Below are 25120 nucleotides of genomic sequence, written 5' to 3' on the forward strand. Positions count from 1 at the left end.
GTTATACAAGAGGTTTACCTCCGGAAGAAAAGAGCACCCTTGACTATTCGCGTTGAACCCCACTGGGCTACCCTGCCAGATCATGCCGCAGAGGTAGAAACAGTGCGCGCCGCCTTCATCAAAAAATACGGGGTTGAACCCGATGGCGTATGGTCAGCTCCGGGGCGCTTGAACCTCCTGGGTGAATACATTGACTTTTTGGGTGGTTCTTGCATGCCCATGCCCCTGCCCTATCGCACCTATGTGGCGGGTAGGATGCGCACGGACGGGGTGCTCCGCGCATCCTCGGTGCAAATGCCGGGGGACGACCGCACGGTGGTGGTGCGTGAAATTCAACCGGGTACTTTCAAAGGGTGGTTTACCTACGTAGCCGGTGTCGCCTGGGCCATGAATCATGAGGGCGGGCGAGATATTGCTCTTCCACTCAATTTTGGTGCCGATCTTCTCATTAACTCCAAGGTCCCGGTAGGCGGCGGTCTCTCATCGTCAGCAGCCCTGGAATGTTCAACTGCCCTCGCTCTCCTTGATCTTTCCTGCCCCTTGCGCGCGGGGTGCTCGGCAACAGACGCACTACCTTCTGACCTCAGTCCCACCAATGATGCCCTGCGAGCCCGCCTGGCCCAGGTCTGCATCACAGCTGAGAATGTAGTAGCAGGAGCTCGCACAGGCGGTCTTGACCAGACGGCGTCCCTCCGATCTCAGCCGGGTAAAGCCCTGGTGATTGACTTTAGAGATTTTTCTATTGAAGCGGTTGAAGCCGATGTAGATCAGGCTCACTTGAGCTGGCTCGTCATCAACACCAACACCCCCCATAAACTAGCGGGCGGTGAGTTTGCGGCTCGACGGGCAGCTAATGAAGCTGCCACGGCAGGCATGGGTCTTGATTATCTCCGTAACGCCCTGCCCGCTGATCTTTCGTGCGCGGGGCTCAGTGAGCAGCAGGCCAAGAAGTGGCGCCTGGATTTGGTGGATTCGACGGTCAACCGTGCCCTCGCAGCCCTCGATGAGTCAGCCGATAAACCAGTCTTTCCACGCGGCTGGTTGCGCCACACCTTACACGATATGACGCTGGTTGAACGTGCCGCTTATCTGCTCAAAAATACCGAGCTCTTGGGCGCCACCGCATGGGAAGAACTGGGGCGTCTTTTTACCGAATCATTTGTATCTATGCGTGATGAGCTATGTGTCTCACGTCGAGAAATCGATATAGCTGTAGACGCCTGCCTAGCAGCGGGTGCGCTAGGCGCCCGCATCGTCGGGGGTGGTTTTGGCGGAGCGGTCATGGCATTGATTGACAGCGATAAGCTACAGCATGCGGCTGAAAGAGTTGCCCTTGCCTATGCGCAGCGGGGCTTTGCTGCCCCTGAGTTCCTCCCTATGGTGGCAGGCCAAGCAGCGAACAGGGACCTCTAAGTCAAACAGAAGTCCCTGTTTCACCCATCTAAGAAACATGGACTACGGGCCGGTACTGCAAGGTCTTTTCTGCCCGTCGAAGTACCTCGTGGACCGTCGATGCGATTTGTCCCTGCCCAAAGAGTACAAAGGCAATGTAGTTTTTGAGGGGTGAACCGGCCGCCCAGTCCAGGTAGATATGCGGCACCTGCCCGGTTATATCTCGCACGGCAAGAGAAAGGGCTGCAATGCTGTTGGCCACCGAAGATCCAGAAGCACTGAGCACCTGATACCCGCCTTCATCTAGACCATGCACCACGAGTTCTGAGCTGAAGTTGCTGGGGTCCTCCACAGCAATTTCAACGAATATGATGCGGGCATCAGCCTCTAGGTTATGAGCCCAACGCTCCCGGGATAGTTTTTCCCCGTAGTCAGCAGCATTAAAATTATCGGGCAGATGAGCGATCAGGTGCAGAGGTTTGGAGCTGCACGCTAGTATAGCCAGCGCCGACTGGTCAAAGTTTACGCTGTCGATTCGCAACTCGTAGGAGCGCAGTGCCCGGGAGAGAAGCGAGAGAGAAACAACTCCGCCAATAAAGAAAAGGGAGATACGTAAGCCATCGGGTCGTTCAAAGATATTAGCAATGGTGGTGTAACCAAAGATAATCGTGGCAGAGAGGTAGTAGAGAAAGGTTGCCCTTTGACGGCGTTTTTTAGCGGAAAGAGTGACCGCTACGGCAGCACTGGTCATAAGCACTAAAACACCGGTGGCGTAAGCGCCGCCTTGAGCTTCAACATCCGCATCGAAAATAAGGGTGACGAAGACGCAGACAGCGCTAAAGACAAGAACCAGGGGGCGCGAGGCACGCGTCCACTCTGGTGCCATGCCGTAGCGCGGCAGATATCGAGGGACGAGGTTGAGCAGCCCAGCCATAGCGGAGGCCCCAGCAAACCAGAGGATAAGAATGGTTGAAATGTCATAGGCTGTGCCCCACCCTTCACCCAGAAGGTCGTGCGCCAGATAAGCAAGCGCCCGACCATTAGCATCTCCACCCTCTTTAAATTCCTCCTGAGGGATAAGAAGGGTGGTAGCGAAAGATGAACATATCAAGAGCACACTCATGGTCAGGGCGGCTGTTGTGAGAAGCTTTTTTGCGCCACGTATCCTGAGGTCACCTTGGTCAGTTTCTGAGCATTTTTTGCTACCGATTTGGGGCATAACCACCACACCGGTTTCAAAGCCTGAAAGTCCCAAGGCAATCTTGGGGAAAATCAGAACCACGAGCGCCAGAGCTAGCCAGGGGTTACCATTTTGCGCAGTGAGCGCGTACCACCAATTACCGGTGATATGAGGAGTATGCAGTATTTCTATGAAGCTAGCACCAATCACCAGAAGATTGAGAAGAATAAAGATAGCTACCAGCACCACAGCGACGTTAATGGTTTCGTTGAATCCCCGCAGAAAGACGGCCGTAAGTAGGGCTAGTAAGCCAAGGGTCAGTACCATGTGGTGATCGCCCAGCGCAGGAGCTACCAGTGGGTTAGCTTCCAGGTGCGCAGCAGCGTCAGCGGCAGAGAGTGTAATAGTGATGACGAAGTCGGTGATGGTGAACCCGAGCAGGATGAGCACAAATATTTTGGCGTTCCACTTTGAGAGGAGGCACTCGAGAAGATGGATGGAACCGGCACCCCGAGGGCTCTCTTGAGCAATGCGGCGATAGATGGGTAAGGCAGCTAGCAGAGTAACAGCAACCAGTATGAGGGTAGCTAGTGGTGCAAGCAGTCCCGCGGCGAGAGCCGCGAGGGCCGGCTGATAACCAAGAGTAGAGAAGTAATCTACGCCCGATAGACACATAACCTTCCACCAGGGATGGCCATGGTGGGTGTTATTTCTACCGTGCGGGCCCTGAATTTCAGCGGTAAGCTCAGGGGAATCATGCATCAGCCAACGGGATGCACGTGTTTGTGCGTGCTGAATCAAAGGGTGAGGTGTCGGCTCGGGGTCACTGTTGTGAGAGCGAGTCGAGATTTTGTGCAAAAGGGCAGGCACGAGAGGCTCCTAACCACTCATAAATCTCATAGGCGGTTCAGTGGAGCCGTCTGAAGAAATAGTGTACGCCTGTAAATGTCTAGCTGGGGAGTAGTTCCTTTTTCTTCACCGTGTTTTCGTTAGCTTTCCTTCGAACATGCTGGGGTTTACCCTAGATTTTTCTATCTTTTCGAGATAGATAGTTTATTTAAACACATTTCTTGCGTAGGCTTAGTATCAACGGTAATCCTTCGGGTGAACCGTCCACATTTCCTGTAGAAAGGGGTAGAACCATGGGTTTCGATCTCAACAACGCCGTCAATGACAACGTTGACAAGGCCAAGGATACCGTCAATGATAAGGCTGGCAAGGAGGTCGTCAACGACGATTACGCGCAGCAGGCTAAAGACACCGTTAACGACGCAGCCGGCAAGCTCAGCGAGCGCTTCGGTAAGTAAAAAATTTCAGGTTTTTACAGTGCAGGGCCAATCATCTAGGCAATAGATTATTGGGTTCTGTTTTTATCCCCGCTATCTGAGCGGGACAGAAGGGAGCTACCTCATGGCTGAAGATAACAAGATTGACAATGGTGCAGAAAATTTGGCCGGTAAGGCTAAAGAATTCGGCGGTAAGGTTACCGGCGATAGCCATCTTGAAGCTGAAGGCAAGACCGATCAGCTCAAGGCCGGCATCAAAGATAAGGTCGAGGACATCAAGGGTGCCGTTTCAGGCGTAACTGATTCCCTCAAGAAGGACTAAGTTTGTTCCTTGGGCGGGAGGTAACTGTTGATAGTTACCTCCCGTCTTTTGTGCCAGAACCCAAGTATCACTGCAGAGAGGGCTGGGAATAACATTCTTGGGGCAGATGTTCAGTAGAGTATTATCACCCATGACGTAGCAAGGAGTACATCCAATGAACCGTGAAGTAAGCACCCACGCTGAGGCTGAAGAATTTGTAACAAAGGGCGGGGTAGCAATCTATTGGCGCCCTGGCTGCCCTTTCTGCCAGCGTTTAAATGATGGTCTGGGAGAAATAGGAGACCGTGCTCTGTGGGTCAATATTTGGGAAGACGCCGACGCTGAGGCTTATGTAAAGAGTGTTAATAACGGAAATGCAGTGGTCCCTACTGTGCGCACCTCTGATGAAGCTTTCGTTGCCTCAGCCATCTCTGCTCCGAAGTCTGTCGCTGCTCTCATTGAATCTTCGATTAAATAGATTTCAGAGAAACCCCTATAGATTTGCAGGGAGGGCTCAAGATTAACTAGTCAGAGCCCTCTCATGAAAAATATTACTTCTTAGTTATGTAGTGCCATATAGAGGTTAAGGGTGCTGGCGTATGCAACCCAGAGACCATAGGGCACAAAGAGCCCAGCAGCTATTTTGCTCACGGAGGCAAAAACCTTAATGCTCGTCATAACCGTGAGCAGTAGCAGGTAGATAACCACTAAAGCCACCCATAGACCCGCTACACCGTAGGTGGGGTAGGCGCCAAAAAAGAGCGGGCTCCAAACAGCGTTGAGAACCAGCTGAATGCCGTAGAGAATAAAGGCTTGTCGTCGCTGGCGTGTAACTGTAGAGCGCCAGAGCAACCATCCCGTTGCACCGATCATCACGTAAAGCAGAGTCCACACGGGGCCGAACACCGCGTTAGGTGGCGTCCAGGGTGCCTGATCCGCTGAAGCATACCAACCATCGACCTGATCTGCGGTGAGAAAACTGCCGGTAAAACCGATTGCTAGAGGAACTGCAATGAAAAGCAGCAAAGCAATACCATTGCCAAGCCAGTTAACTTTCTTCATATGTAATGTCCTTTATTCGATGGGGTACTATTCGGAAGTTACGCTGCACTTTCCCACCAGGAGGGCTGAAAACTTGAAATTACATTTTCTACACACCCTGTTCCTGACAGTTATCCACAGGTGGGGATAAAATTGGGGAAATCTCTTACACCGATGTAATTTACTGTGATTTAAAGCCGAACTAGCACTATCCACAGCCTGTTAACACTATTGGAATTACACTCATGTAGTTATTAACAGCTGTGGATAGATCCTGTGGATACTTATTTCCGTTTTCGAGGTTCGGGCAATCTGCTCAGTAGGGTGGCTACGATAGCACCCGTTACTAACCCTCCCAGATGTGCCTCCCAGGAAACTCCGGGGAACATCAGCCCATAAACAAAGTTGATAGCCACCAGCACCATAATCCCGCTGGTACTCTGCCTGCGAGCGCGTGCCAGTGCAAAGAAGGCTCCAAAGAGACCAAATACCCCACCGGATGCACCCAGGACACTGGTGGTCATATCCCCATAATCGCCCCAGAAGCGGGCTATAAGATGCACTGCAGCTGATCCTCCCAGGATTGAGAGCAGGTAGGTCGATAGGAATTTCCACCGTCCCAGAATTGGTTCTAGCGCCTGCCCAAAAAGATAGAGGGAGAACATGTTGAGCGGTAGGTGGGAGAGGTTACCCAGCGAATGCAGGAAGCCGGAGGTTAGAGCTCGGTACCACTCCCCCGAATATTCAACCCAGGCAGGGTTGTAAAGCCCAAAGGTGGAGACGCTGGGGAAAACCCACTGCAGAGCCCATACCACCACGTTAAGAGCAATGAGAGCGTAGGTCACCATCGGTTTGCTACGGGTTGTACGGCTGGCGGGCTGGGAGGCACGCACCTGTTGCATACAGTCCACACACATCATGCCCACTTCTAGGGGTATTTGGCAGTTTCCACAGGCAAGTCTGCCGCAGCGCCCGCACCGTACGTAGGTTACCTGGTCCGGGTGGCGTGGGCAGACCGATTGCTGATTGTTGTTATAGCCGTAGCTGGCGGGCTCGCTCACTGGCGTCCTTTCTTGCAGCCTTGCCGCGGGTATAAAGTAAGTGCCCTACCCGATAAATCGGGCGGGCACTTACGTGATAAAAATCCTCTAAGGCTTAGAGTTCTTCGATGTCGATTGAGGAGAGAACGACGTCCTCAACGGGGCGGTCCATAGCACCGGTTGCTACGCCTTCAATAGCGTCAACGACCTTCTTGGAATCCTCATCAACAACTTCACCGAAGATGGTGTGGCGGCCGTTGAGCCAGGGGGTTTCAACGGTGGTGATGAAGAACTGTGAGCCATTGGTGCCGGGGCCAGCGTTTGCCATGGCCAGCAGGTAGGGCTTGTTGAAGCTCAGTTCGGGGTGGATTTCGTCCTTGAACTGGTAGCCGGGGCCGCCGATGCCCTGGCCCAGGGGGTCACCACCCTGAATCATAAAGTCGCGAATAATGCGGTGGAAAACGACGTCCTTGTAGAGTGGACCGTTCTCTACTTCACCGGTGCGGGGGTGGCGCCATTCCTGGGTACCATCGGAGAGACCGATGAAGTTCTTGACGGTCAGCGGCGCGTGGTTACCGAAGAGGTTAACAACGATGTCGCCGTGGTTAGTGTGAAGTGTTGCTTTAGCAGTTGCAGTCATGTTCCCCATTCTGTCATGCCATCCTCCACAGATGCTAGACATAGACTGCGCTTTTGCACTCAGCGAAAGATATGTAAGCGAAAGATATATAGGGGGGGAGAAAACGTAAAGAGGTTCACGGTTTCTACTATGAGCTGCAGTCAAGTGCAGTATTTTAATGATATCTAAATTATGAAATCTAATGTTCATATAATGAAATTGTGGATAAGTTAGATTTCATTATTCGTTTTGAAAGTGAAATTTAACAATGAAAGAGTCCTATACTCACGGGCACCAAACACCAGTCCTCAATGCACACCAGCAGCGTACCATCGATAATTCTGCGGCCTATCTCAGACCATATCTCGCCCCGGGCATGAATCTGTTGGATATTGGTGCCGGCCCCGGCAGTATCACCGCAGATTTTGCACGGTTAACTGGCAAGGTAACAGCCACTGAAATTGGGGAGGAAGAGTTAAACCTCTGCAAAAGACATCTTCTCGATAAGGGCCTGACCGTTGAACAAGGAATTTCGGCAAAATTCTCCGTAGAAAACGTACATCACCTCAGCTTTTCAGACAATATTTTTGATATAGCTCATGCGCACCAGGTGATTCAACACGTTAGCAATCCTATTCAGGCTCTCACAGAAATGGCTCGTGTAGTAAGGCCTGGTGGGTATGTTGCTATTCGGGACGCCGACTACGAGAGCTTTTTCTGGTTCCCTGCATCATCCAAAATTTCACGATGGCGAGAACTTTATCTACAGGTTGCTCGGAATAACGGTGGGGAACCAAGTGCTGGACGCAGACTTCTTTCGTATGCTCGGCAGGCGGGTTTAAGCGGAGCACGTTTTACAACTTCCACCTGGACATACACGGGTGAAGAGGCTCAACAACTGGCCTGTTCATGGGCTGAGCGAATAGAACAAACTGTCCTAGGGCAACAAATTGTTGAGACAGGTCTGACTAGTATTCAGGAATTGCAAGAGGTGGCTCAAGAGTGGAGAGAATGGGGTTCACAGCCTGGCGCTCTCTTTGTCATCCCGCACGGGGAACTTCTCTGGCAGAAACCCTAATAGGTCCGTAAAAGTCTGTTTCGATTCGAATAGTCCCGCTGGGGGTGAACTCTGAAGCTTATTCGTAGGAACGTAGATTGAGCCAACATGACGGAATTTCGCAGTTGATAGATAAAGGGACATGGTCTTTAGCGGGCAGAGAACACCAGGTTTCTTTTCGTATATAAACTGCTTTTTACAAGCATATTTCGTAAGCTTATGAATAACAGTTAACCGCTGCGTCCTTCGCGGCGCTGAAATCAACCTGGAGGTAGAGACATGGCTCTAACCAAAAATGCTAAGGCTAAGAAAGCTCAGAAGCAGGCAGAGAGATTCTTTGCAAAGGCTCAGAAGAAGACCGGCAAGAAGGCAGACAAACTGACCAAGCTGGCTGACAAGAAAACTGCTCGCGCTGAGAAGTTCACAGCCAACAAGTTTGCTGATCTCCAGAAGACCGCTGAGAAGCACGGAAAGAACGCAAAGAAGACCACTAATTCAGTGGCTAAAGACGCTCACAAGAAGCTGGACAAGGTGCAAAACACCCTGGTGAATAAAATCCAGCACACCATTGATGATGTCACCCCGGTAGTTGAAGATGCTGTGTCAACTGCCCGTGTCAAAGCTGCTGAAGTTGCTGATACCGTTGCTGTTAAGCTCTCAGACGCTGAAGTTCCTGCACCGGTCAACACCGTTGCGGCTAAAGTAACTGGCGACAAGAAGGCTGTAAAGAATGCACAGAAGGCCGCTGTAAAGGCTGCTGCCCAGTTCGCTAAGGAGCAGAAGAAAGCTTCTAAAAAGAGCGGCAAGGGTTGGCTAGTTCTGGGTCTGCTGGTTGCGGGCACCGTTGCTGGCGCTGCTGCTTACAAGGCTTCCCGCCCCGTTGAGGATCCCTGGAAGACCCCCGCTGCATAAGTTTTGTGTTTGAGGTAGCGGTTTATAGCTAGCTGAGAACGCCGACGCATGAGAGATAATGCGTCGGCGTTTTTGCATCCGTCAAAAACTACAGCTTATCCAGCTTTCATCGACGGGCCTATCCGTGAATGATATACAGATGATTATCTACTTCTCCGACCCTCCTACTGGCGAGCGGCGTGGTATCTCAGGGGTCTTTTTCTGGGCATAAAAAAAGAGGCTCAGTCTTTCGACTGAGCCTCTTCCATCACATTTAATTCGGCAATGACTTACTCTCCCACACCGTCACCAGTGCAGTACCATCAGCGCAAAGAGCCTTAACTTCCGGGTTCGGGATGGGACCGGGTGTTTCCCTCTTGCTATAATCACCGAAGAGTGGAGGCGAGGGGACTCGAACCCCTAACCCCCTGCTTGCAAAGCAGGTGCGCTACCAATTGCGCCACGCCCCCGTAGGTGCATATAAAACTATACTACACATTTTTTCACGTGCAAACATAAGCTTACCAAACATGGGTTAGATAGACCACAGTAGAATCACTACATTTCCTAAAATACTGCTTTAGCACACCCCTTTAGGCTCTCATTGTGTCGGTCCTTAAAATCAAAAGCATGACTATCACACCACAAAATATCGTCCATATCGTCGTGATGGGCGTCAGCGGCACCGGAAAAACAGAGCTAGCCCACCGTTTGCACCATCGCACCGGTTTTAGCTTTGCCGAAGGCGATGATCTACACCCGGCGTCCAACGTCCAGAAGATGAGTGCGGGCAATCCACTTACCGATGAGGACCGTGCGCCCTGGCTGGCTGATATCGCCGCATGGGCTACCGAACAGGCAGCACAGGGCAAGAACACCATCATCACCTGCTCAGCTCTTAAAAAGCAGTACCGCAACGCTTTGCGCACCGCACCTGGCCGCGTGATTTTTCTGCATCTCACAGGCTCCAAAGAACTAATTGCAGACCGCATGACTCACCGACGCGGTCACTTTATGCCCACTACCCTGCTTGACTCACAATTAGCGACCCTCGAACCCCTCGAGGCGGACGAACTAGGTTTCACCCTTGACATCACTCCCCCGCTGGATGACATCGCTTACAATGCTGAAAACACACTGACACAAACCTACGGAGTAAACTTCTCATGACCATCGAAGACTGGACACAAACCCTAACAGCAGGGCCCCTACTGGCTATTGCGGCAGCAGCTGTAGCCCTGCTTCTTGTGCTCATCATGAAGTTGAAGGTGCACGCCTTCCCCGCTCTTATTTTGGTCAGTGTTCTCACCGCAATTGCAGCGGGTATTCCCACCGCCCAGGTGGTGCCGGTTATGCTCAGCGGCTTCGGCAGTACGCTGGCATCCGTCGCACTTCTCGTAGGCCTAGGCGCCATGCTGGGTATCCTCATCCAGACTTCCGGCGGTGCGCAAGTGCTTGCCCACAAACTCATCTCGGTCTTTGGTGAAAAGCGGGCACCTATCGCCTTGGGTGTGACATCCATGCTCTTTGGCTTCCCCATCTTCTTTGATGCCGGGCTGGTGGTCATGCTGCCTATCATGTTCTCGGTAGCTCGCTGGGTAGGCGGTTCTATGCTGTTCTACGGCATTCCCGTGGCAGGTGCTTTCTCGGTCATGCATGTCTTCACTCCACCCCACCCCGGCCCGGTATCAGCTGCTGCCTTCTTCAACGCTAACGTTGGTGTCCTTCTGCTGGTCGCCCTGGTAATTGCAATTCCCACTTGGTATCTGGCGGTTTACCTCTTCAGCCGCTATATCGGCGCTCGCATCAATCTGCCGGTCCCCGCTCTCTTGGGCATCGATGAGGAGCCGGACGATCCTAAAAATCCGCCTAGCTTTGGCACCGTCCTGTTTGTTCTTCTGCTACCCATGCTGCTGATTTTTATGAACACCGGCCTGAACACACTAGCCACTTCGGGTATTCTCGCAGAGGACGTCACTGACCAGACCTGGTACCAGACCCTGCGCATGCTGGGGGAAACACCTGTTGCCCTTCTCATCACCACACTGGTGGCCATGTACGTACTGGGCAACCGCCGTGGCGTCCACAAAAAACACATCAACATCACCATGGAAGGTGCACTCCCCGCTGTTTGCTCGGTTATTCTGATTACCGGTGCCGGTGGCATGTTTGGTGGCGTACTGCGTACCTCGGGTATTGGTGCTTCACTGACCGATGTACTGGGCGACATGGGTGTGCCCCTCATTGTTGCTGGCTTTATCATCTCGGGTATCCTACGTGTTGCTCAGGGTTCAGCGACCGTAGCCCTGACGACCACAGCTGGTCTTATTGCTCCGGGCGTCGAGGCCGCAGGATACGGGGATCTCCAACTCTCTGCTCTGGTCATTGCTGTCGCCGCTGGATCGGTGATTCTCTCTCACTTCAATGACTCCGGCTTCTGGCTGGTCAGCCGCTTCTTCAATATGGACGAAAAGACAACCTTCAAGACCTGGACGGTGATGGAAACCCTCATTGGCCTCGTTGGTTTTACATTGGCTCTGGGCATTTTCTACGCCGCAACCTTGATATAAAAACCCAGCGTCTCCACACGTCGCCCAAAGCGCCACCCTTCAACATCAGGGTGGCGCTTTAGTTTAAGCACTTAAGGTTATACGGGATTGATGCTAGTCAGCGACCCCAAAGAGGTTAAAACCCGTGTAGGCGTAGAGGAAGTCTTTTGCAATCCACAGAATACCAGTGAAAATTGCCAGCGCCAGCAGCACAAAAATAGCGTAGGCAGCTACCCTAGCTAGAGGGTGCTGCACTTCAACCTTTACGGTACCGTCAGCAGTTTCAGTGGCTGTGCCGCTCACAAGCCGCACGGCAACCGCATACAGAATGGGTAGACCTGCCCCAAAGACAAGTCCAGCCAAGAACACGGGATAAATCTTATGGAAGATTTCAGCGAGAAGCATTACTGACCAACCTTCTGTATGACGGGGAGGGATTCAGTATGCACTTCACGGGTTCGCACGACTTCACCGGCATGCATATCAATGTGGCTAATAGCGCTCTTGCGCGAATGTGCCCACATCCAGGCGCAAAATCCGACCAGAATCAGAAATACGGTTGCTTCCCCCATCCAATCACTACCCGTGAAGTGGTTGATGTAATTACCGACGAACCATGTCAGAGCACCAACACTGCCTGCGGCGGGGAGGGTAATAGTCCAGGCAACTATCATGCGCCGGGCAGTCGACCATTTCACTGCAACACGGCGTCCCACACCTGAACCGATGATAGAACCGGTAGCTACGTGAGTAGTCGAAAGAGCCATTCCGAAATGAGAGGACGTCAAAATAATGGCAGCAGAAGAACCATCAGCAGAGAAACCCTGAGGGCCTTCGATATCGACGATACCCTTACCCAGAGTTTTGATGATGCGCCACCCACCCAGGTAGGTTCCCAGGGCAATAGCTACCGCACAGACCAGGCGAACCCAGAAGGGTATATCCGCCGACGGATCGATTTCCTGTGCCGCAACGAGGGCTAGAAAAATAACACCCATGGTCTTTTGAGCGTCATTGGTACCGTGTGCTAGCGACATGAGAGAAGCAGCAGAAATCTGACCAAAGCGGAAGTTTTTCTTCTTACGGTTCTCAGGCACTGCCACTGTAACGCGGTAGACCACCCTGGTGCTGATATATGCGATGATACCGGCAATAAGGGGCGCTAGAAGAGCCGGAACGATAATCTTCATTAGCACCCCATTCCAGAGCACTCCGCTTGTTCCCAAGGATGCTAATGTCGCACCAATTAGCCCTCCAAAGAGGGCGTGAGAGGAGCTAGAAGGCAATCCCAGCAACCAGGTGAGAACGTTCCACAGGATGGCGCCTACTAGACCAGTAAAGACGATAAGCATGAGGCTTGACCCGCCCCCTGCAGTCTCTAAGTCCACCAGCCCCGTGCCGACGGTCTTAGCTACTTCGATGGACAAGAAAGCACCGACGAGATTAAGGGAAGCTGAAAGAGCTACGGCAGTCTTAGGCTTGAGAGCACCGGTTGCGATGGAGGATGCCATGGCATTCGCGGTGTCGTGAAATCCGTTGGTGAAGTCAAAAGCCAGCGCGGTAAGTACCACAATGACCAGGATGATGAGTTCTGTAGTCACCCAATGATTATGCGCCTATTAACAGTATTTAGGAAACATCTGAAAGATTGCAGGTAAACCCCAGACAGCGTTTTGTTTAAGGATCAAAAAACACACAATTCACACAGGGGTACCCCTCCGGATCCTACCCTCGATTCCACCATAATAGCTTTTGACGTGAGAAAATGTTCCTTTAATAAATCCAGGACGGTCTATAAGTAGGAAGGTTCATGTGGTTTTACGAGCCTTGCCCCATATAATCCCTCAAACCCTGCTTCGCTCGTTAACCTATTATTCACTTTAAAGCGGTGTGGGTTCCCCCATAGCCTTCCCCTACAACAAAAAGAAGAGGCCCAGTCTTTCGACTGAGCCTCTTCCATCACATTTAATTCGGCAATGACTTACTCTCCCACACCGTCACCAGTGCAGTACCATCAGCGCAAAGAGCCTTAACTTCCGGGTTCGGGATGGGACCGGGTGTTTCCCTCTTGCTATAATCACCGAAGAGTGGAGGCGAGGGGACTCGAACCCCTAACCCCCTGCTTGCAAAGCAGGTGCGCTACCAATTGCGCCACGCCCCCATATAGGTGCAACCTATTAAATTTTATCTGTAGCAGCTTTCCAAGAGCTTTTATTCTCTTGAGAGTCCTTCGCCTTCTTAGTTACAACCGCTGCTACGACTGCCGCTAAAGTGATTGCCATGAATTTATTCATTTCAACCTTTCAACCAAGGAGAGTGGGCGTACCAGGAATTGAACCTGGGACCTCTACATTATCAGTGTAGCGCTCTAACCATCTGAGCTATACGCCCTCGGTGTTCAGATTTTCACCAGAACGAAATATAACTTTACACAGATTCACACAGCTTGCCAAATCGAAAAAGCATGTTCTGGGTCACAAAAATACCCGAGGTATTTTAAACATCTTCCGACCAAAAAAGATGGTCCCCTCCTCATGACAGCAGGGGACCATCTTTCCTAAGTGAAAACTTTATTCGTCCGTCAAGGTAACACCAACGCCACCCACCAGCTTGGCAGCGACGTTGTACAGCATGGCCGCCAGCGTCCCCAGGAGGGTAAAGAGCACTACATTAATCACCGAGATAATGGTGGTATAGAGCGCTACCTGCCCCAGCGATAGATACTGAGAGACATCTACCGCGCTACCGGTGGTCCCCAGCAGGGCCAGAATGTCATTCAGGCTCTGGAAGGCACCGGTGGCCTGCATAACCAACCACAGGATGACCGACGCAACAACCGTTACGATACCTACAGCCACAGACAGCAGGAATACCAGCTTGGCGACTGAGAAGGTATCAACCTTAGCGACCACCAGGCGAGCGCGGCGGATCTTCGAACGGGGTGCGGGGCGCACCAGGGGCTTACGTGAAGCACTCCCCTTAGACTGCGCCGCTCGCGCGTTGCCAGCCCTGGGTGCGGGGCGCGGAGCCGCGCCTGTGCTGTTGGTGCTCACTAGTTACCTCCGTGTGCTTCTACGGTTTCGGCTTCCGCCGGTGTGCTCTTGTTTTCTAAAGGTACTTCATCGGCACCGTTTTCGGCACTGTTATCGACTTTTTCTTCGGTGTCTTCTACATCATCAATGTTCCGCTCGAAGTTGCGGGCGACCTCTAGAATCTCATCATTCTTACCGGGCTTAGCGAAGATAACACCCATGGTGTCACGACCCTTAGCGGGAACTTCGGATACAGAGGTGCGCACTACCTTGCCGGATTGCATGACGACCATAACTTCATCATCCTCACCAACAATGAGCCCACCCACCAGGTCTCCACGGTCTTCGGCCAGCTTGGCGACCTTAATACCGAGACCACCACGGCCCTGCACGCGGTACTGATCCACCTGCGTGCGCTTGGCGTAGCCACCTGCAGTAACGATAAAGACATAAGAATCATCGGTGACGACGTTAGCCGATAACAATTCGTCCCCATCACGGAACTTCATGCCGGTAACACCGCTAGTTGCACGGCCCATGGGGCGCAGTGCCTCGTCAGTGGCAGTGAAGCGTAGCGACTGACCCTGGCGGGAAATGAGCATGAGGTCATCTTCAGCCGAGGCCAGCTGAGCCGATACTAGCTCATCCCCCTCGCGCAGGTTAATGGCGATGACACCAGCGGTGCGGTTGGTGTCGTAATCGGACAGGGCAGTCTTCTTAACCAAACCGTTTTTGGTAGCGAGTACCAGGTAGGGGGCGTCCTCGTAAGATTTGAGCTCCATGACCTTGGCGATGGTTTCATCGGGCTGGAAGGCCAGTAGGTTAGCAACGTGTTGCCCCTTGGCGTCACGCCCCGCTTCCATCAGCTCATAAGCCTTGGTGCGGTAGACCCGGCCCAGGTTAGTGAAGAAGAGGATCCAGCTGTGGGTGGAGGTGACAAAGAAGTGCTGGACCACGTCGTCCCCGCGCAGGGAAGCTCCCTTAATACCCTTACCGCCACGGTGCTGGCTGCGGTATTGGTCGCTGCGGGTGCGCTTGACGTAACCACCGCGGGTAATGGTAACCACCATTTCTTCTTCGGGGATGAGGTCCTCCATGGACATATCCCCGTCGTAACCCATCAGGATCTTACTCCGTCGCTCGTCACCGTAACGGTTGACGATATCGGTCAGTTCCTCGGAGATGATGGTACGCTGGCGATCCTCAGAAGCAATAATGGAGTTATATTTATCAATCATGCGCATCAGCTCATCATGCCGATCCTGAATCTTCTGACGCTCCAAAGCGGCCAAGCGGCGTAGCTGCATATTCAGAATTGCCTGGGACTGAGCCTCATCAATATCCAGGAATTCCATTAGCCCGGTGCGGGCTTCATCAGCAGTGGGGGAGCGACGGATCAGGGCAATGACCTCATCCAGGGCATCCAGTGCCTTGAGAAGACCGCGCAGAATATGCGCTTCCTCTTCTGCCTGACGCAGTCGGTAGCGGGTGCGTCGCACAATTACTTCGAGTTGGTGGTTAACCCAGTGGCGAATGAAGGCATCGAGGGAAAGCGTGCGGGGCACGCCGTCTACAATTGCCAGCATGTTGGCTGAGAAGTTTTCTTGCAGCTGAGTGTGCTTATAGAGGTTATTAAGCACCACCTTGGCTACAGCATCGCGCTTGAGCACAATGACCAGACGTTGACCGGTACGGCCCGAGGTTTCATCGCGAAGGTCGGCGATGCCGGTGATTTTGCCGTCCTTGACCAACTCAGCAATTTTGATGGCCAAGTTATCGGGGTTGGCCTGGTAGGGGAGCTCAGTGACGACCAGGCAGGTGCGACCATGAATTTCTTCGACGTTTACCACTGCGCGCATGGTGATAGAACCACGACCGGTGCGGTATGCCTGCTCAATTCCCTTGTGGCCCAAAATGGTTGCACCGGTAGGGAAGTCAGGGCCCTTGATGCGGGCAATGAGTGCTTCGAGTAGCTCCTCGTTGGTAGCCGCGGGGTTTTCAAGGAACCACTGCACACCCTCTGCAACCTCACGCAGGTTATGCGGGGGGATGTTGGTTGCCATACCCACAGCAATACCTGATGAGCCATTAACGAGCAGGTTGGGAATGCGCGAGGGCAGGACGACAGGCTCCTGGTTCTTGCCGTCATAGTTGGGCTGGAAGTCCACAGCGTCCTCATTGATGTCACGCACCATTTCGAGAGCCAGGGGAGCCATCTTGGTTTCGGTGTAACGGGGGGCTGCTGCACCGTCATTACCGGGTGATCCGAAGTTTCCCTGGCCGAGAGCCAAGGGGTAGCGCATGACCCAGTCCTGAATGAGGCGAACAAGGGTGTCATAAATTGCCGAGTCACCGTGGGGGTGATACTGACCCATGACCTCGCCCACGACGCGGGCGCACTTGTTGAAAGAGCGTTCGGGGCGGTAGCCACCGTCGTACATCGCGTAGATGACGCGGCGGTGCACGGGCTTGAGACCGTCGCGGACGTCAGGCAGTGCGCGGCCGATAATAACGGCCATGGCGTAGTCCAGATAGGAGCGTTCCATCTCGGAGCGCAGGTCTACTGCCTCGACCCTACCACCGGCGGGGTTTTCGATGACATCGCCTTCAAGTGGTTCGTTTGAGCTGTTGTTCTGTTCGTCGCTCATCATAATCCTTCGTTTGATTCCTTGATTTTAATATTCTTCTAAACACATATTGACTAGCTGAGAGCAATATATGTCTTAGATATCAAGGAAGCGAATGTCCTTTGCGTTCTGCTGAATGAATTCACGGCGAGCTTCCACATCTTCACCCATCAGAATAGAGAAAATCTGGTCAGCAGCAGCCGCGTCCTCCATTTTTACCTGCAGAAGAGTGCGGTTCTCGGGGTCCATCGTGGTATCCCACAGCTCGGTGTAGTCCATCTCGCCCAGACCCTTGTAACGCTGAATTCCGTTATCCTTCGGCAGACGCTGGTTCTTCGCGTAACCTGCCTCAAGAGCAGCATCTCGCTCCGCATCTGAGAAGACATAATCGTGAGGGGCGTTGGACCATTTGATGCGGTAGAGCGGGGGCTGTGCCAAATAGACGTAGCCTGCCTCGATCAGCGGGCGCATGAAGCGGAAGAGAAGGGTCAGTAGCAGAGTAGTAATGTGTTGACCATCGACGTCCGCATCTGCCATGAGAACTACCTTGTGGTAACGCGCCTTTTCGATATTGAAATCGTCGCCGATGCCGGTACCAAAAGCAGTGATAAGAGACTGGATTTCAGCATTGGACAGGGCTCGATCCAAGCGAGCACGCTCCACGTTCAGGACCTTGCCTCGCAGGGGCAGAATCGCCTGAGTTTCGGGGTTGCGGCCGCGCACAGCGGAGCCACCTGCCGAGTCGCCTTCCACCAGATAAATCTCTGAGATGGAAGGGTCTTTAGATGAGCAATCTTTGAGCTTGCCCGGCATCGATCCGCTTTCCAGCAGCCCCTTGCGGCGGGTGGTCTCACGGGCCTTACGGGCAGCAAGACGAGCCTGCGCTGCGGTAATGGCGCGACGCACTACCTCTTTACCAATGGACGGATTACGTGCTAGCCAGTCACCCAGTTGATCCAGGGTTTCACGCTGAACAAAAGCCTTAGCTTCTGAATTACCCAGCTTGGTCTTGGTCTGACCTTCAAATTGGGGTTCAGAAATCTTCACTGAAACCACAGCGGTCAGGCCCTCACGAACGTCCTCACCGGTCAGGTTATCGTCCTTATCGCGGAGCAGTTTGTTATCGCGAGCAAAACGGTTAATGAGGGTGGTTAGAGCGGTGCGGAAACCTTCTTCGTGGGTGCCGCCCTCATGGGTATTGATGGTATTGGCGTAAGTGTGCACCGATTCCTTGTAGGCGGTGGTCCACTGCATAGCCACTTCCAGGCTCATCATGCGGTTGGCATCTTCAGTTTCAAACGCGATGATTTCGTCGTTAACGACGGTGAGCTTCTTTGAGGTGTTGAGGAAGTTTACGTAGTCCAGCAGACCGTTCTCATACATGTAGGTGACAGTTTTATAACCATCTTCATTAGGGCCAACCTGGTTAAGTTCTAAAGACTTTGCTTCATCTTCACCGGCAACCTCATCACCTTCATGCAGGTCACGCTCGTCAGTGAGACGGATAGTCAGGCCCTTGTTCAGGAAAGCCATCTGTTGGAAGCGGGCACGCAAGGTTTCGAAATCGAAATCAATGCTTTCAAAGATGGTGGGGTCGGGGTAGAAGGTTTGGGTAGTACCGGTTTCTTCAGTGGCTTCACCTCGGGTCAGAGGCTTGGCGGTCTTACCGCCGTCATTGTATTCAATATGCCACTTGTAGCCCTGACGGCGCACTTCGGTCTTAACGCGGGTTGAAAGGGCGTTAACCACTGAAATGCCAACGCCGTGCAGACCGCCAGAGACGGCATAACCGCCACCGCCAAATTTACCGCCGGCGTGCAGGATTGTCATGACCACTTCAACAGTGGGTTTCTTTTCAGTAGGGTGTTCGTCAACGGGAATACCGCGGCCGTTATCGACCACGCGCACTGCACCGTCAGCTTGAATAACCACATCGATAAGGTCAGCATAACCTGCCAAAGCCTCATCTACAGAGTTATCAACGACTTCATACACCAGGTGGTGCAAGCCGCGTTCACCGGTTGAACCGATGTACATGCCCGGGCGCTTACGCACCGCTTCGAGGCCTTCAAGAACCGTAATGTCGGCTGCGCCGTATTCACCGGTTGTTTCTTCAGTTGCCACAGGTATTAGGCTCCTTGCGTCTTTCTATCAGCACCTTGACGCAGGGTAGCAAAGGACGTCATCAATAAAGCTGGTCGTTCATCGCAGGAACCTGCAGGCACAAGGCACACTCATTCCTAACAATTCTACCTCACAGAGCGATTTTTGAGCCTTTTTGTGAGGTAGTAGAAGGGGGTAAACCCTGCAGATAAGGTTTATTTGTGGCTATAAGCCAATCAACCCCCCATCAAAGGGGTTCTCACATGGGTGGCGCTTAAGAAGCGCAGAAACGATTTTTTATTAAAAAAATTATCGCATCCCTACCCGTACGTATCCCGCGGGCCTCTTCCACCCGGAGCGACTCTGCGCCCCTTCTTCCACGAGGGAGCGTTGGGCCCGTGAGCCTGGATGTCTTTCACTATTTCGCCACCCAATTCTTCATTAATGCGGCGCATAATGTCATATTTCATGCGGCGCATTTCAACAGCCCAAGCAGTGGATTCACACCTGACCACGACAACACCATCGTCAAATGACTCTGGTTTACTTTTACTGGCAAGTTGAGCCCCCACCAGCGTCTCCCAGCGAGTTAGCACAGACGATACAGCTACGGGTGTAGACCAGCCGCGTTCCATGATGACTCGATCTAATATGCCACTCAGCCCTTGGGGATCTCGTGCACTTTTACCCGGGCCGCTGTAGCCACCCATCTGGTAGCGGTTTACACCAACGCTAAAGCGGCGCACTCGCTCACCCGGTTCAGCATTGATGACCTTACTGAAATCCTTGATAATTTTTTGGCCAGCAGCGCCCTGGATTCGACGCTCACCCCGTGCTTCTTTTGCGGCCCGGATGCGGCTTAGGAGTGCGTGGGGGGCATCAACGTCTTCCGCCGTATAGGCTCTTATCTTATATTCTTTATCATGCATATTTTCAGACGGGGTCATCAGATATGCCTAACTTGAGATATTGCGCAGAGGCACTGAATCGATGATCTCTGCTATTCCAGACTCGACCCTAATCAGTTGATAGTCTCCTAGTTCCTCGGGTAGGTCAGTAGCTACAGCACAGGTCACCAGAACCTGCTCAGCATCAGCCACAATAGACCCCAATCTGTGCCTACGGGCAGAATCTAACTCAGCAAAAACATCATCAAGAATAAGAATTGGGGAGGCGCCAGGGGCTGTATTGTCAGCTAAATGCACGTACCAAGCTGCTAGTTTAAGAGCTAAAGCATAGGACCAACTTTCACCGTGAGAGGCATAGCCGCGCACAGGAATTCCACCTAGCTCAAGCACAAGTTCATCACGATGAGGCCCCACCAAAGTAACCCCCCGCTCCAATTCTTCGGACCGCTTTTCTGCAAAAGACCGCAACAGGGCTTCGCGAATATCGTCTACACCCATCAGCGCCGCTCTCGATAAAACTGCGCTAGAGATGGGCGGAAATACTGATGACTCGTACACTGTTGAGGCAGTTTTAGAATCATCGGTAAGTTCACCATAGGCACGCTGCACCTGGGGGAGAAGCTGGGATAGCACCCGCAAACGAGCCTGTAAGAGATGAGACCCGGCCTCTGCCAGCTGACGATTCCACACCTCAAGGGTGTGCAGATCTTCTTCGGCTGAAGGGCGACGAGAACGCATTGATTTAAGTAACGAATTACGCTGGCGCAGCACCCTTTCATAGTCCGCACGGTAAGCGGCAACCGCAGGACGAAGAGCAACCGCTAGGTCATCAAGAAACCTCCTACGGCCTGCAGGCTCCCCTTTGACGAGCTGTAAGTCCTCGGGTGAGAAGAGAACCGTGTGGGTTACCCCTAGAGCCTCACGGGCGCGCACAGGGGCTGCACGGTTGATGCGCACACGATTGCTCTTACCCGGGGCTAGCTCAAACTCCATAACAGTCTGCTGAGATCCCCGCACGGTGCGAGTTCTGATGTAGGCGCGCTCTGCCCCCACCCTCACCAACGGAGAATCTTGACTCACCCGATGAGATGCCAGGTTAGCAGTGTAATCGATAGCTTCAACGATGTTAGTTTTTCCAACACCGTTGGAGCCAAGAAACACCGATACACCGGGAGAAAGAGGCAGATTCAGCAGCCGGTAGGTGCGAAAGTCCATCAACGAAATATGGTCGATGTACAGAAAAGCGCTCCTTAGAAAACTGCTCTGACGAGCTAAGAGGGTTTTATTGGTTTTGCAGGCGGATCGGCATCAGCAGATAACGGTAGTTCTTATCGTCTTCTGATTGCCAGTCATCCTGCTCTGAAAGGACAACGGGTTTGGGTGCAGCAGTAAAAGAAAAGCGCACAAACTTATTACCGGAGAAGGTGTTAAGACCTTCAGAAAGATAGCTGGGGTTGAAGGCAACAGTGATGTCTTCACCGTTCAACTGTGCCTGTAGAACCTCGTTAGCCTGAGCGTCTTCACCGGTTCCAGCGTCCAGAGTGACCTGCCCCTGCGTAAAGGCAAGTCGTACCGGGGTATTGCGCTCGGCAACCAGGGACACACGGCGTACAGCCTCCACCAAATCAGAGGTGCGAACAATAGCGTGAATAGGTGTTTGCTCGGGGAAAAGTGCGCGAATTTTGGGGTATTCACCGTCCACTAGCAAGCTAGTAGTGCGGCGGGAATCTGATTCAAAACCGATCAGTTCGTGAGCATCGGAAAGTGCTATCGACAGTTCACCTGCCCCACCCAGTGTCTTGGCAACCTCGCTCATTGTTTTAGCCTTTACCAAAGCAGCCGTTGAGATTGAGGGATCAGCAGGTGACCACGTAAGTTCACGCATCGCCAGACGGTAACGGTCAGTTGCCAGCAGGGTGATGGTGTCACCCTCAATCTCCATGCGGACGCCGGTCAAGATGGGCAAGGTGTCATCTTTGGAAGCTGCAATAGAAACCTGACTAACAGCTTTAGCAAATTCTGAGCCTTCAACAGTGCCCGAAATCTCGGGAAGTCCCGGAAGTTCAGGGTAGTCCGCAACGGGCATTGATGACAGGTTGAAATTCGATGAACCGCAACTGATATGAACTTTCCCTTCGCGCAGTTCAAAAGTGACATCACTCTTGGGCAATGCACGGCAGATATCGGCTAGAAGGCGTCCAGAGACAAGAGCTTCACCTTCTTCTGCGACATCAGCCGAAATTTTGAGTTTGGCAGAAGTTTCGTAATCGAAGCTGGCGATGGACACTTCACCTGCAGTAGCTCTGATCATGAGACCTGAAAGGACAGGTACCGGAGGGCGGGGTGAGAGCGAGCGCGCAGTCCAGGTGACGGCATCAACAAGAGTTTCGCGTTCAACAGTGAATTTCACGCTAAGGTACCTTCCAATCAAAACAAGATAGGCCCAAAAGACGGGCGTAAATCAGTATTTCAGTCTACCGGAAAGAGGTAGCACTACCTACAGGCTGAGCAGAGGGGTAGCTCTCTAAAAAATGTAATTACAGCAGCCAACCCCTAGGCGAAGAATCCATGTAATTACAAAAAGCAGTGCACCAAGCGGGATGAGGAAGAGATAAATTTGTTATTTGATTTTTTCTTTAAGGATTAATAGTGTTAATAACCCCTGTGGAATCTGTGGAAAACAGGCTGTAGGCCCTGAAAATCAAGGAAGTGCTTGTGCACGTGCTGTGGAATAAACGGGGTACCAGTGTGAATGAATAGTGGATGGATATTTATGCATTAAATGAAGTGCACAAGATATGAATATCTATTCACTTAACGTCCACAGCAAACCGAGCCACGTACACCGAGTTATCCACAGGCCTATTTCTGAGCTACTTACTGTCTCTTGATCCTTGCTTGATGCGGTTAGTTAGCTCTGTGACTTGGTTAAACGTCGATCGACGTTCAGCCATGAGGTCGTGAATCTTTCGGTAGGCGTACATAACAGTGGTATGGTCACGCCCCCCTAATTCCTGACCAATGCGAGGTAGAGACATCTCAGTTAGCTCACGCAGGAGGTACATAGCAATCTGACGAGCATTGACCAGTGTGCGGCTGCGTGACTTTGACTGTAGCTCTTCTACCGAAACCTCAAAATACTCAGCAGTCGCCGATAAAATCTGGGAAGCCGTAATCTCTTGGGTGCCGTTATCTAATAACAGGTCTTTAAGCACTTGCTCCGCCAGCTGCATATCAACGGGCTGGCTCTGCAAAGAAGCCCAAGCCGTCACACGAATGAGGGCACCCTCCAGCTCACGAATGTTGGTAGAGATATGGGAAGCAATATATTCCATCACATCATCAGGAACATTGAGCCCATCGTTCTGAGCTTTCTTACTCAAAATGGCGATTCGAGTTTCGAGTTCAGGTGGCTGGACATCAGTAATCAGACCCCACTCGAAGCGTGATCTCATGCGCTCTGCAAAACCGGTCAGCTGCTTAGGGGGCAAATCCGAGGTGATGACCACCTGTTTTTGGTGGTTGTGTAGCGCATTGAACGTATGGAAAAACTCTTCCTGTGTGCTGTCCTTGCCCGCCAGGAACTGGATGTCATCAATCAAAAGCATGTCTACATTGCGGTAAATCTGCTTAAAGGAGGTGTCGTTCTTATTCAAAATCGAGTTGATGAAATCGTTGGTAAACTCCTCAGAGTTCACGTAGCGAACGCGTAGTCCGGGATAGAGGCTCTTGGCATAATGACCAATAGCGTGCAGTAAGTGAGTCTTTCCCAGCCCTGAGCCACCATAGATAAAGAGCGGGTTATAAGCGGACGCCGGGGTTTCCGAGACCGCAAAAGCGGCTGCATGAGCAAAACGGTTGGACTGCCCAATAACAAAGCTATCGAACGTATATTTAGGGTTTAGCCTGGCGGTAGAGTCCCAGGTAGTGGTCTCCGCGGCGTCCGCTGGAACCACCGCATCAAAGGAGTCCTCGCGATCTTTAGCGTCTTCCCTTGTATCGTGGGCTATTTCCTCGCTAAAGGAAGGGTTTGCTGGCACACGCTCCGCTTCGATGGATGCCTGAGAAGCTTGATGATTTTCTGCTAAAGAAGGCGCCTCAGCAACTTGCTGAGGCTGAGCTTTCTCTACGGAAGGGGTCTGCAGATAAGACGAAGCTTCGTTAGCTGATGTCGGAACGGGTTGCTGCACGGCAGTGTTATTCAAGCTGGCGTCAATGATGAAAGCTTCGTTGACCGCCGGACCGAAGGTAGAGGTGATGGCTTCCCTCAACGACTCTTTGAGAGCGTGCTGAAAAGTATCACGCGTTAGCTCATTAGGTACCGCAATCAGCAGGACATTTCCCATAAAAGCGTGAGGCTGCGCAAGCCCAATGTGGGCACGGTAGCGCTGAGCAACACCCGTATCGGCGCGCAACAGAGTCACCAGATGCATCCACTTCTTCTGCAACTCCGGATCCAGATAGTCGCTCAATACAGCTCCTCCGCCAAATATTATTAAAAATTTCCCTTGCCTACTGGCAACTATTCACTATTCTCACACAGGTTTATCCACAGGGTGGAAAACTTGTGATTATGTGAGGGGAATACCTGTTCACAGTATGTGATTAAAGGGCGTATCGCTAGCCTAGAGCAGGAAAAAGTGTAACTTACAACTTTTTTGGAGTGGTTGTGGATAACCCTAATATAGGGTGTGGGGTTGGGAGACTATCCACAGGTGTGGGTAAACTCTCTCACTAGGTTGTGATTAAAGACCTAGCCTGAGCGGGCTTGACCTTATATCACCAACTCTTCTAGAGTTGGTTAGTCAAAGTGTGATAGAACTATGCCCAAACTCGGGTGCTAGGTTCTCGAATTCAACCGGGATTTATCTACTGCACTCGCAAGAAGCGTCAACCTGTTCGAAGAACTGTTGAAAGGTTGGCCCCCGTACCAACCGTTGTGGAGTAACCAAATGAGCAAGCGGACTTTCCAGCCGAATAACCGCCGTCGCGCCAAGAAGCACGGCTTCCGTCTTCGTATGCGCACCCGTGCAGGCCGCGCAATTCTTTCGAACCGTCGTTCAAAGAGCCGCGCAAGCCTCTCAGCATAAGGCT

23 protein-coding genes, 3 tRNA genes and 2 rRNA genes are annotated in these 25120 nt (G+C 52.3%); 9 read left to right on the forward strand and 19 right to left on the reverse strand.

Annotated features, from left to right (window positions below; genetic code table 11):
* Nucleotides 1-39 precede the first annotated feature (39 nt).
* On the forward strand, nt 40-1413 hold the full coding sequence (locus ABD982_RS09805) for a galactokinase (protein ID WP_345447041.1): 1374 nt from the start codon (nt 40-42) through the stop codon (nt 1411-1413).
* A 28-nt stretch (nt 1414-1441) separates the two neighbouring features.
* Here the strand turns inward: ABD982_RS09805 and ABD982_RS09810 are convergent, their stop codons facing one another.
* Nucleotides 1442-3334: an amino acid permease gene (locus tag ABD982_RS09810; protein WP_425570050.1), complete on the reverse strand. Its 1893-nt coding sequence runs from the start codon at nt 3332-3334 to the stop codon at nt 1442-1444.
* Between the two features lie 380 nt (nt 3335-3714).
* Here ABD982_RS09810 and ABD982_RS09815 point away from each other — a divergent pair, with 380 nt between their 5' ends.
* The 3 genes from ABD982_RS09815 to ABD982_RS09825 all read left to right on the forward strand — a co-directional run bounded on the left by ABD982_RS09815 (nt 3715) and on the right by ABD982_RS09825 (nt 4637).
* Nucleotides 3715-3879: a ribosome recycling factor gene (locus ABD982_RS09815; protein WP_345447045.1), complete on the forward strand. Its 165-nt coding sequence runs from the start codon at nt 3715-3717 to the stop codon at nt 3877-3879.
* A 103-nt stretch (nt 3880-3982) separates the two neighbouring features.
* On the forward strand, nt 3983-4180 hold the full coding sequence (locus ABD982_RS09820) for a CsbD family protein (RefSeq protein WP_345447046.1): 198 nt from the start codon (nt 3983-3985) through the stop codon (nt 4178-4180).
* Between the two features lie 154 nt (nt 4181-4334).
* Nucleotides 4335-4637 (forward strand): glutaredoxin domain-containing protein, encoded by a 303-nt coding sequence (locus tag ABD982_RS09825; protein ID WP_345447048.1) that lies wholly within the window; start codon nt 4335-4337, stop codon nt 4635-4637.
* 80 nt (nt 4638-4717) lie between these two features.
* Here the strand turns inward: ABD982_RS09825 and ABD982_RS09830 are convergent, their stop codons facing one another.
* From ABD982_RS09830 to ABD982_RS09840, 3 genes are all read right to left on the reverse strand, one after another.
* Nucleotides 4718-5221: a TspO/MBR family protein gene (locus tag ABD982_RS09830; RefSeq protein WP_345447050.1), complete on the reverse strand. Its 504-nt coding sequence runs from the start codon at nt 5219-5221 to the stop codon at nt 4718-4720.
* 263 nt (nt 5222-5484) lie between these two features.
* Nucleotides 5485-6261, reverse strand: coding sequence for a rhomboid family intramembrane serine protease (locus ABD982_RS09835; RefSeq protein WP_345447051.1), 777 nt, complete (start codon nt 6259-6261; stop codon nt 5485-5487).
* A 94-nt stretch (nt 6262-6355) separates the two neighbouring features.
* Nucleotides 6356-6889 carry a peptidylprolyl isomerase gene (locus ABD982_RS09840; RefSeq protein WP_425570046.1) on the reverse strand — a complete coding sequence of 178 codons (534 nt, stop codon included), beginning with the start codon at nt 6887-6889 and terminating at the stop codon, nt 6356-6358.
* A 238-nt stretch (nt 6890-7127) separates the two neighbouring features.
* Here ABD982_RS09840 and ABD982_RS09845 point away from each other — a divergent pair, with 238 nt between their 5' ends.
* Both ABD982_RS09845 and ABD982_RS09850 read left to right on the forward strand, forming a co-directional pair.
* On the forward strand, nt 7128-7937 hold the full coding sequence (locus ABD982_RS09845; RefSeq protein ID WP_345447053.1) for a class I SAM-dependent methyltransferase: 810 nt from the start codon (nt 7128-7130) through the stop codon (nt 7935-7937).
* 258 nt (nt 7938-8195) lie between these two features.
* The gene (locus ABD982_RS09850) at nt 8196-8828 is read left to right on the forward strand and encodes a hypothetical protein (RefSeq protein WP_345447055.1); all 633 of its coding nucleotides are present in this window, start codon (nt 8196-8198) and stop codon (nt 8826-8828) included.
* Nucleotides 8829-9084: 256 nt separating this feature from the next.
* On the opposite strand, the gene rrf (ABD982_RS09855) is transcribed toward ABD982_RS09850, so the two are convergent.
* Nucleotides 9085-9201 (reverse strand): 5S ribosomal RNA (gene rrf, locus ABD982_RS09855).
* A 3-nt stretch (nt 9202-9204) separates the two neighbouring features.
* Nucleotides 9205-9277, reverse strand: a tRNA-Ala gene (locus tag ABD982_RS09860).
* A 160-nt stretch (nt 9278-9437) separates the two neighbouring features.
* Between ABD982_RS09860 and ABD982_RS09865 the strand changes: the two genes are divergently transcribed.
* Together ABD982_RS09865 and ABD982_RS09870 are read left to right on the forward strand one after the other, a co-directional pair.
* Nucleotides 9438-9977 carry a gluconokinase gene (locus ABD982_RS09865; protein WP_251380495.1) on the forward strand — a complete coding sequence of 180 codons (540 nt, stop codon included), beginning with the start codon at nt 9438-9440 and terminating at the stop codon, nt 9975-9977.
* Nucleotides 9974-11377, forward strand: coding sequence for a GntP family permease (locus tag ABD982_RS09870; RefSeq protein WP_345447058.1), 1404 nt, complete (start codon nt 9974-9976; stop codon nt 11375-11377). Before ABD982_RS09865 ends, ABD982_RS09870 begins: the two co-directional genes overlap by 4 nt.
* 93 nt (nt 11378-11470) lie before the next feature.
* Here the strand turns inward: ABD982_RS09870 and ABD982_RS09875 are convergent, their stop codons facing one another.
* From ABD982_RS09875 to dnaA, 13 genes are all read right to left on the reverse strand, one after another.
* Nucleotides 11471-11761, reverse strand: coding sequence for a hypothetical protein (locus tag ABD982_RS09875; RefSeq protein ID WP_345447059.1), 291 nt, complete (start codon nt 11759-11761; stop codon nt 11471-11473).
* Entirely contained in the window at nt 11761-12957 is a 1197-nt protein-coding gene (locus ABD982_RS09880; protein ID WP_345447061.1) for an inorganic phosphate transporter, read from the reverse strand. The genes ABD982_RS09875 and ABD982_RS09880 overlap by 1 nt, the downstream gene beginning before the upstream one ends.
* Nucleotides 12958-13324: 367 nt before the next feature.
* A 5S ribosomal RNA gene (rrf, locus tag ABD982_RS09885) occupies nt 13325-13441 on the reverse strand.
* A gap of 3 nt (nt 13442-13444) precedes the next feature.
* Nucleotides 13445-13517, reverse strand: a tRNA-Ala gene (locus ABD982_RS09890).
* 16 nt (nt 13518-13533) lie between these two features.
* Complete coding sequence (locus ABD982_RS11345) at nt 13534-13650, reverse strand: DLW-39 family protein (protein ID WP_425570047.1); 117 nt, start codon at nt 13648-13650, stop codon at nt 13534-13536.
* Nucleotides 13651-13673: 23 nt separating this feature from the next.
* Nucleotides 13674-13747, reverse strand: a tRNA-Ile gene (locus ABD982_RS09895).
* A 179-nt stretch (nt 13748-13926) separates the two neighbouring features.
* Nucleotides 13927-14409, reverse strand: coding sequence for a DUF3566 domain-containing protein (locus tag ABD982_RS09900; RefSeq protein WP_345447063.1), 483 nt, complete (start codon nt 14407-14409; stop codon nt 13927-13929).
* Nucleotides 14409-17036 (reverse strand): DNA gyrase subunit A, encoded by a 2628-nt coding sequence (gyrA, locus tag ABD982_RS09905; RefSeq protein ID WP_251380555.1) that lies wholly within the window; start codon nt 17034-17036, stop codon nt 14409-14411. Before gyrA ends, ABD982_RS09900 begins: the two co-directional genes overlap by 1 nt.
* Nucleotides 17037-17111: 75 nt before the next feature.
* Nucleotides 17112-19139 carry a DNA topoisomerase (ATP-hydrolyzing) subunit B gene (gyrB, locus tag ABD982_RS09910; protein WP_345447065.1) on the reverse strand — a complete coding sequence of 676 codons (2028 nt, stop codon included), beginning with the start codon at nt 19137-19139 and terminating at the stop codon, nt 17112-17114.
* A 299-nt stretch (nt 19140-19438) separates the two neighbouring features.
* Nucleotides 19439-20065: a DciA family protein gene (locus ABD982_RS09915; RefSeq protein WP_345447067.1), complete on the reverse strand. Its 627-nt coding sequence runs from the start codon at nt 20063-20065 to the stop codon at nt 19439-19441.
* A 9-nt stretch (nt 20066-20074) separates the two neighbouring features.
* Entirely contained in the window at nt 20075-21265 is a 1191-nt protein-coding gene (gene recF / locus ABD982_RS09920) for a DNA replication/repair protein RecF (RefSeq protein WP_345447078.1), read from the reverse strand.
* Nucleotides 21266-21308: 43 nt separating this feature from the next.
* Nucleotides 21309-22436, reverse strand: coding sequence for a DNA polymerase III subunit beta (dnaN, locus tag ABD982_RS09925; protein ID WP_251380503.1), 1128 nt, complete (start codon nt 22434-22436; stop codon nt 21309-21311).
* Between the two features lie 463 nt (nt 22437-22899).
* A complete protein-coding gene (dnaA, locus tag ABD982_RS09930; RefSeq protein WP_345447080.1) occupies nt 22900-24459 on the reverse strand; it encodes a chromosomal replication initiator protein DnaA in 1560 nt (519 codons plus the stop codon).
* Nucleotides 24460-24978: 519 nt separating this feature from the next.
* Between dnaA and rpmH the strand changes: the two genes are divergently transcribed.
* A complete protein-coding gene (rpmH, locus tag ABD982_RS09935; RefSeq protein WP_251380504.1) occupies nt 24979-25116 on the forward strand; it encodes a 50S ribosomal protein L34 in 138 nt (45 codons plus the stop codon).
* Nucleotides 25117-25120: the final 4 nt, after the last annotated feature.

Origin of the sequence: Rothia endophytica (genome assembly GCF_039543885.1) — a bacterium.
In the GTDB taxonomy this organism is placed as follows: domain Bacteria; phylum Actinomycetota; class Actinomycetes; order Actinomycetales; family Micrococcaceae; genus Rothia; species Rothia endophytica.

Coding starts and splice junctions, on each gene's coding strand:
- ABD982_RS11345 (WP_425570047.1), bottom strand. CDS start 13,650: ATGAATAAATTCATGGCAATCACTTTAGCGGCAGTCGTAGCAGCGGTT.
- ABD982_RS09825 (WP_345447048.1), top strand. CDS start 4,335: ATGAACCGTGAAGTAAGCACCCACGCTGAGGCTGAAGAATTTGTAACA.
- dnaA (WP_345447080.1), bottom strand. CDS start 24,459: ATGCATCTGGTGACTCTGTTGCGCGCCGATACGGGTGTTGCTCAGCGC.
- rpmH (WP_251380504.1), top strand. CDS start 24,979: ATGAGCAAGCGGACTTTCCAGCCGAATAACCGCCGTCGCGCCAAGAAG.
- ABD982_RS09820 (WP_345447046.1), top strand. CDS start 3,983: ATGGCTGAAGATAACAAGATTGACAATGGTGCAGAAAATTTGGCCGGT.
- ABD982_RS09845 (WP_345447053.1), top strand. CDS start 7,128: ATGAAAGAGTCCTATACTCACGGGCACCAAACACCAGTCCTCAATGCA.
- ABD982_RS09875 (WP_345447059.1), bottom strand. CDS start 11,761: ATGCTTCTCGCTGAAATCTTCCATAAGATTTATCCCGTGTTCTTGGCT.
- ABD982_RS09870 (WP_345447058.1), top strand. CDS start 9,974: ATGACCATCGAAGACTGGACACAAACCCTAACAGCAGGGCCCCTACTG.
- ABD982_RS09810 (WP_425570050.1), bottom strand. CDS start 3,334: ATGCATGATTCCCCTGAGCTTACCGCTGAAATTCAGGGCCCGCACGGT.
- ABD982_RS09830 (WP_345447050.1), bottom strand. CDS start 5,221: ATGAAGAAAGTTAACTGGCTTGGCAATGGTATTGCTTTGCTGCTTTTC.
- ABD982_RS09850 (WP_345447055.1), top strand. CDS start 8,196: ATGGCTCTAACCAAAAATGCTAAGGCTAAGAAAGCTCAGAAGCAGGCA.
- gyrA (WP_251380555.1), bottom strand. CDS start 17,036: ATGAGCGACGAACAGAACAACAGCTCAAACGAACCACTTGAAGGCGAT.
- ABD982_RS09840 (WP_425570046.1), bottom strand. CDS start 6,889: ATGGGGAACATGACTGCAACTGCTAAAGCAACACTTCACACTAACCAC.
- ABD982_RS09915 (WP_345447067.1), bottom strand. CDS start 20,065: ATGACCCCGTCTGAAAATATGCATGATAAAGAATATAAGATAAGAGCC.
- ABD982_RS09865 (WP_251380495.1), top strand. CDS start 9,438: ATGACTATCACACCACAAAATATCGTCCATATCGTCGTGATGGGCGTC.
- ABD982_RS09815 (WP_345447045.1), top strand. CDS start 3,715: ATGGGTTTCGATCTCAACAACGCCGTCAATGACAACGTTGACAAGGCC.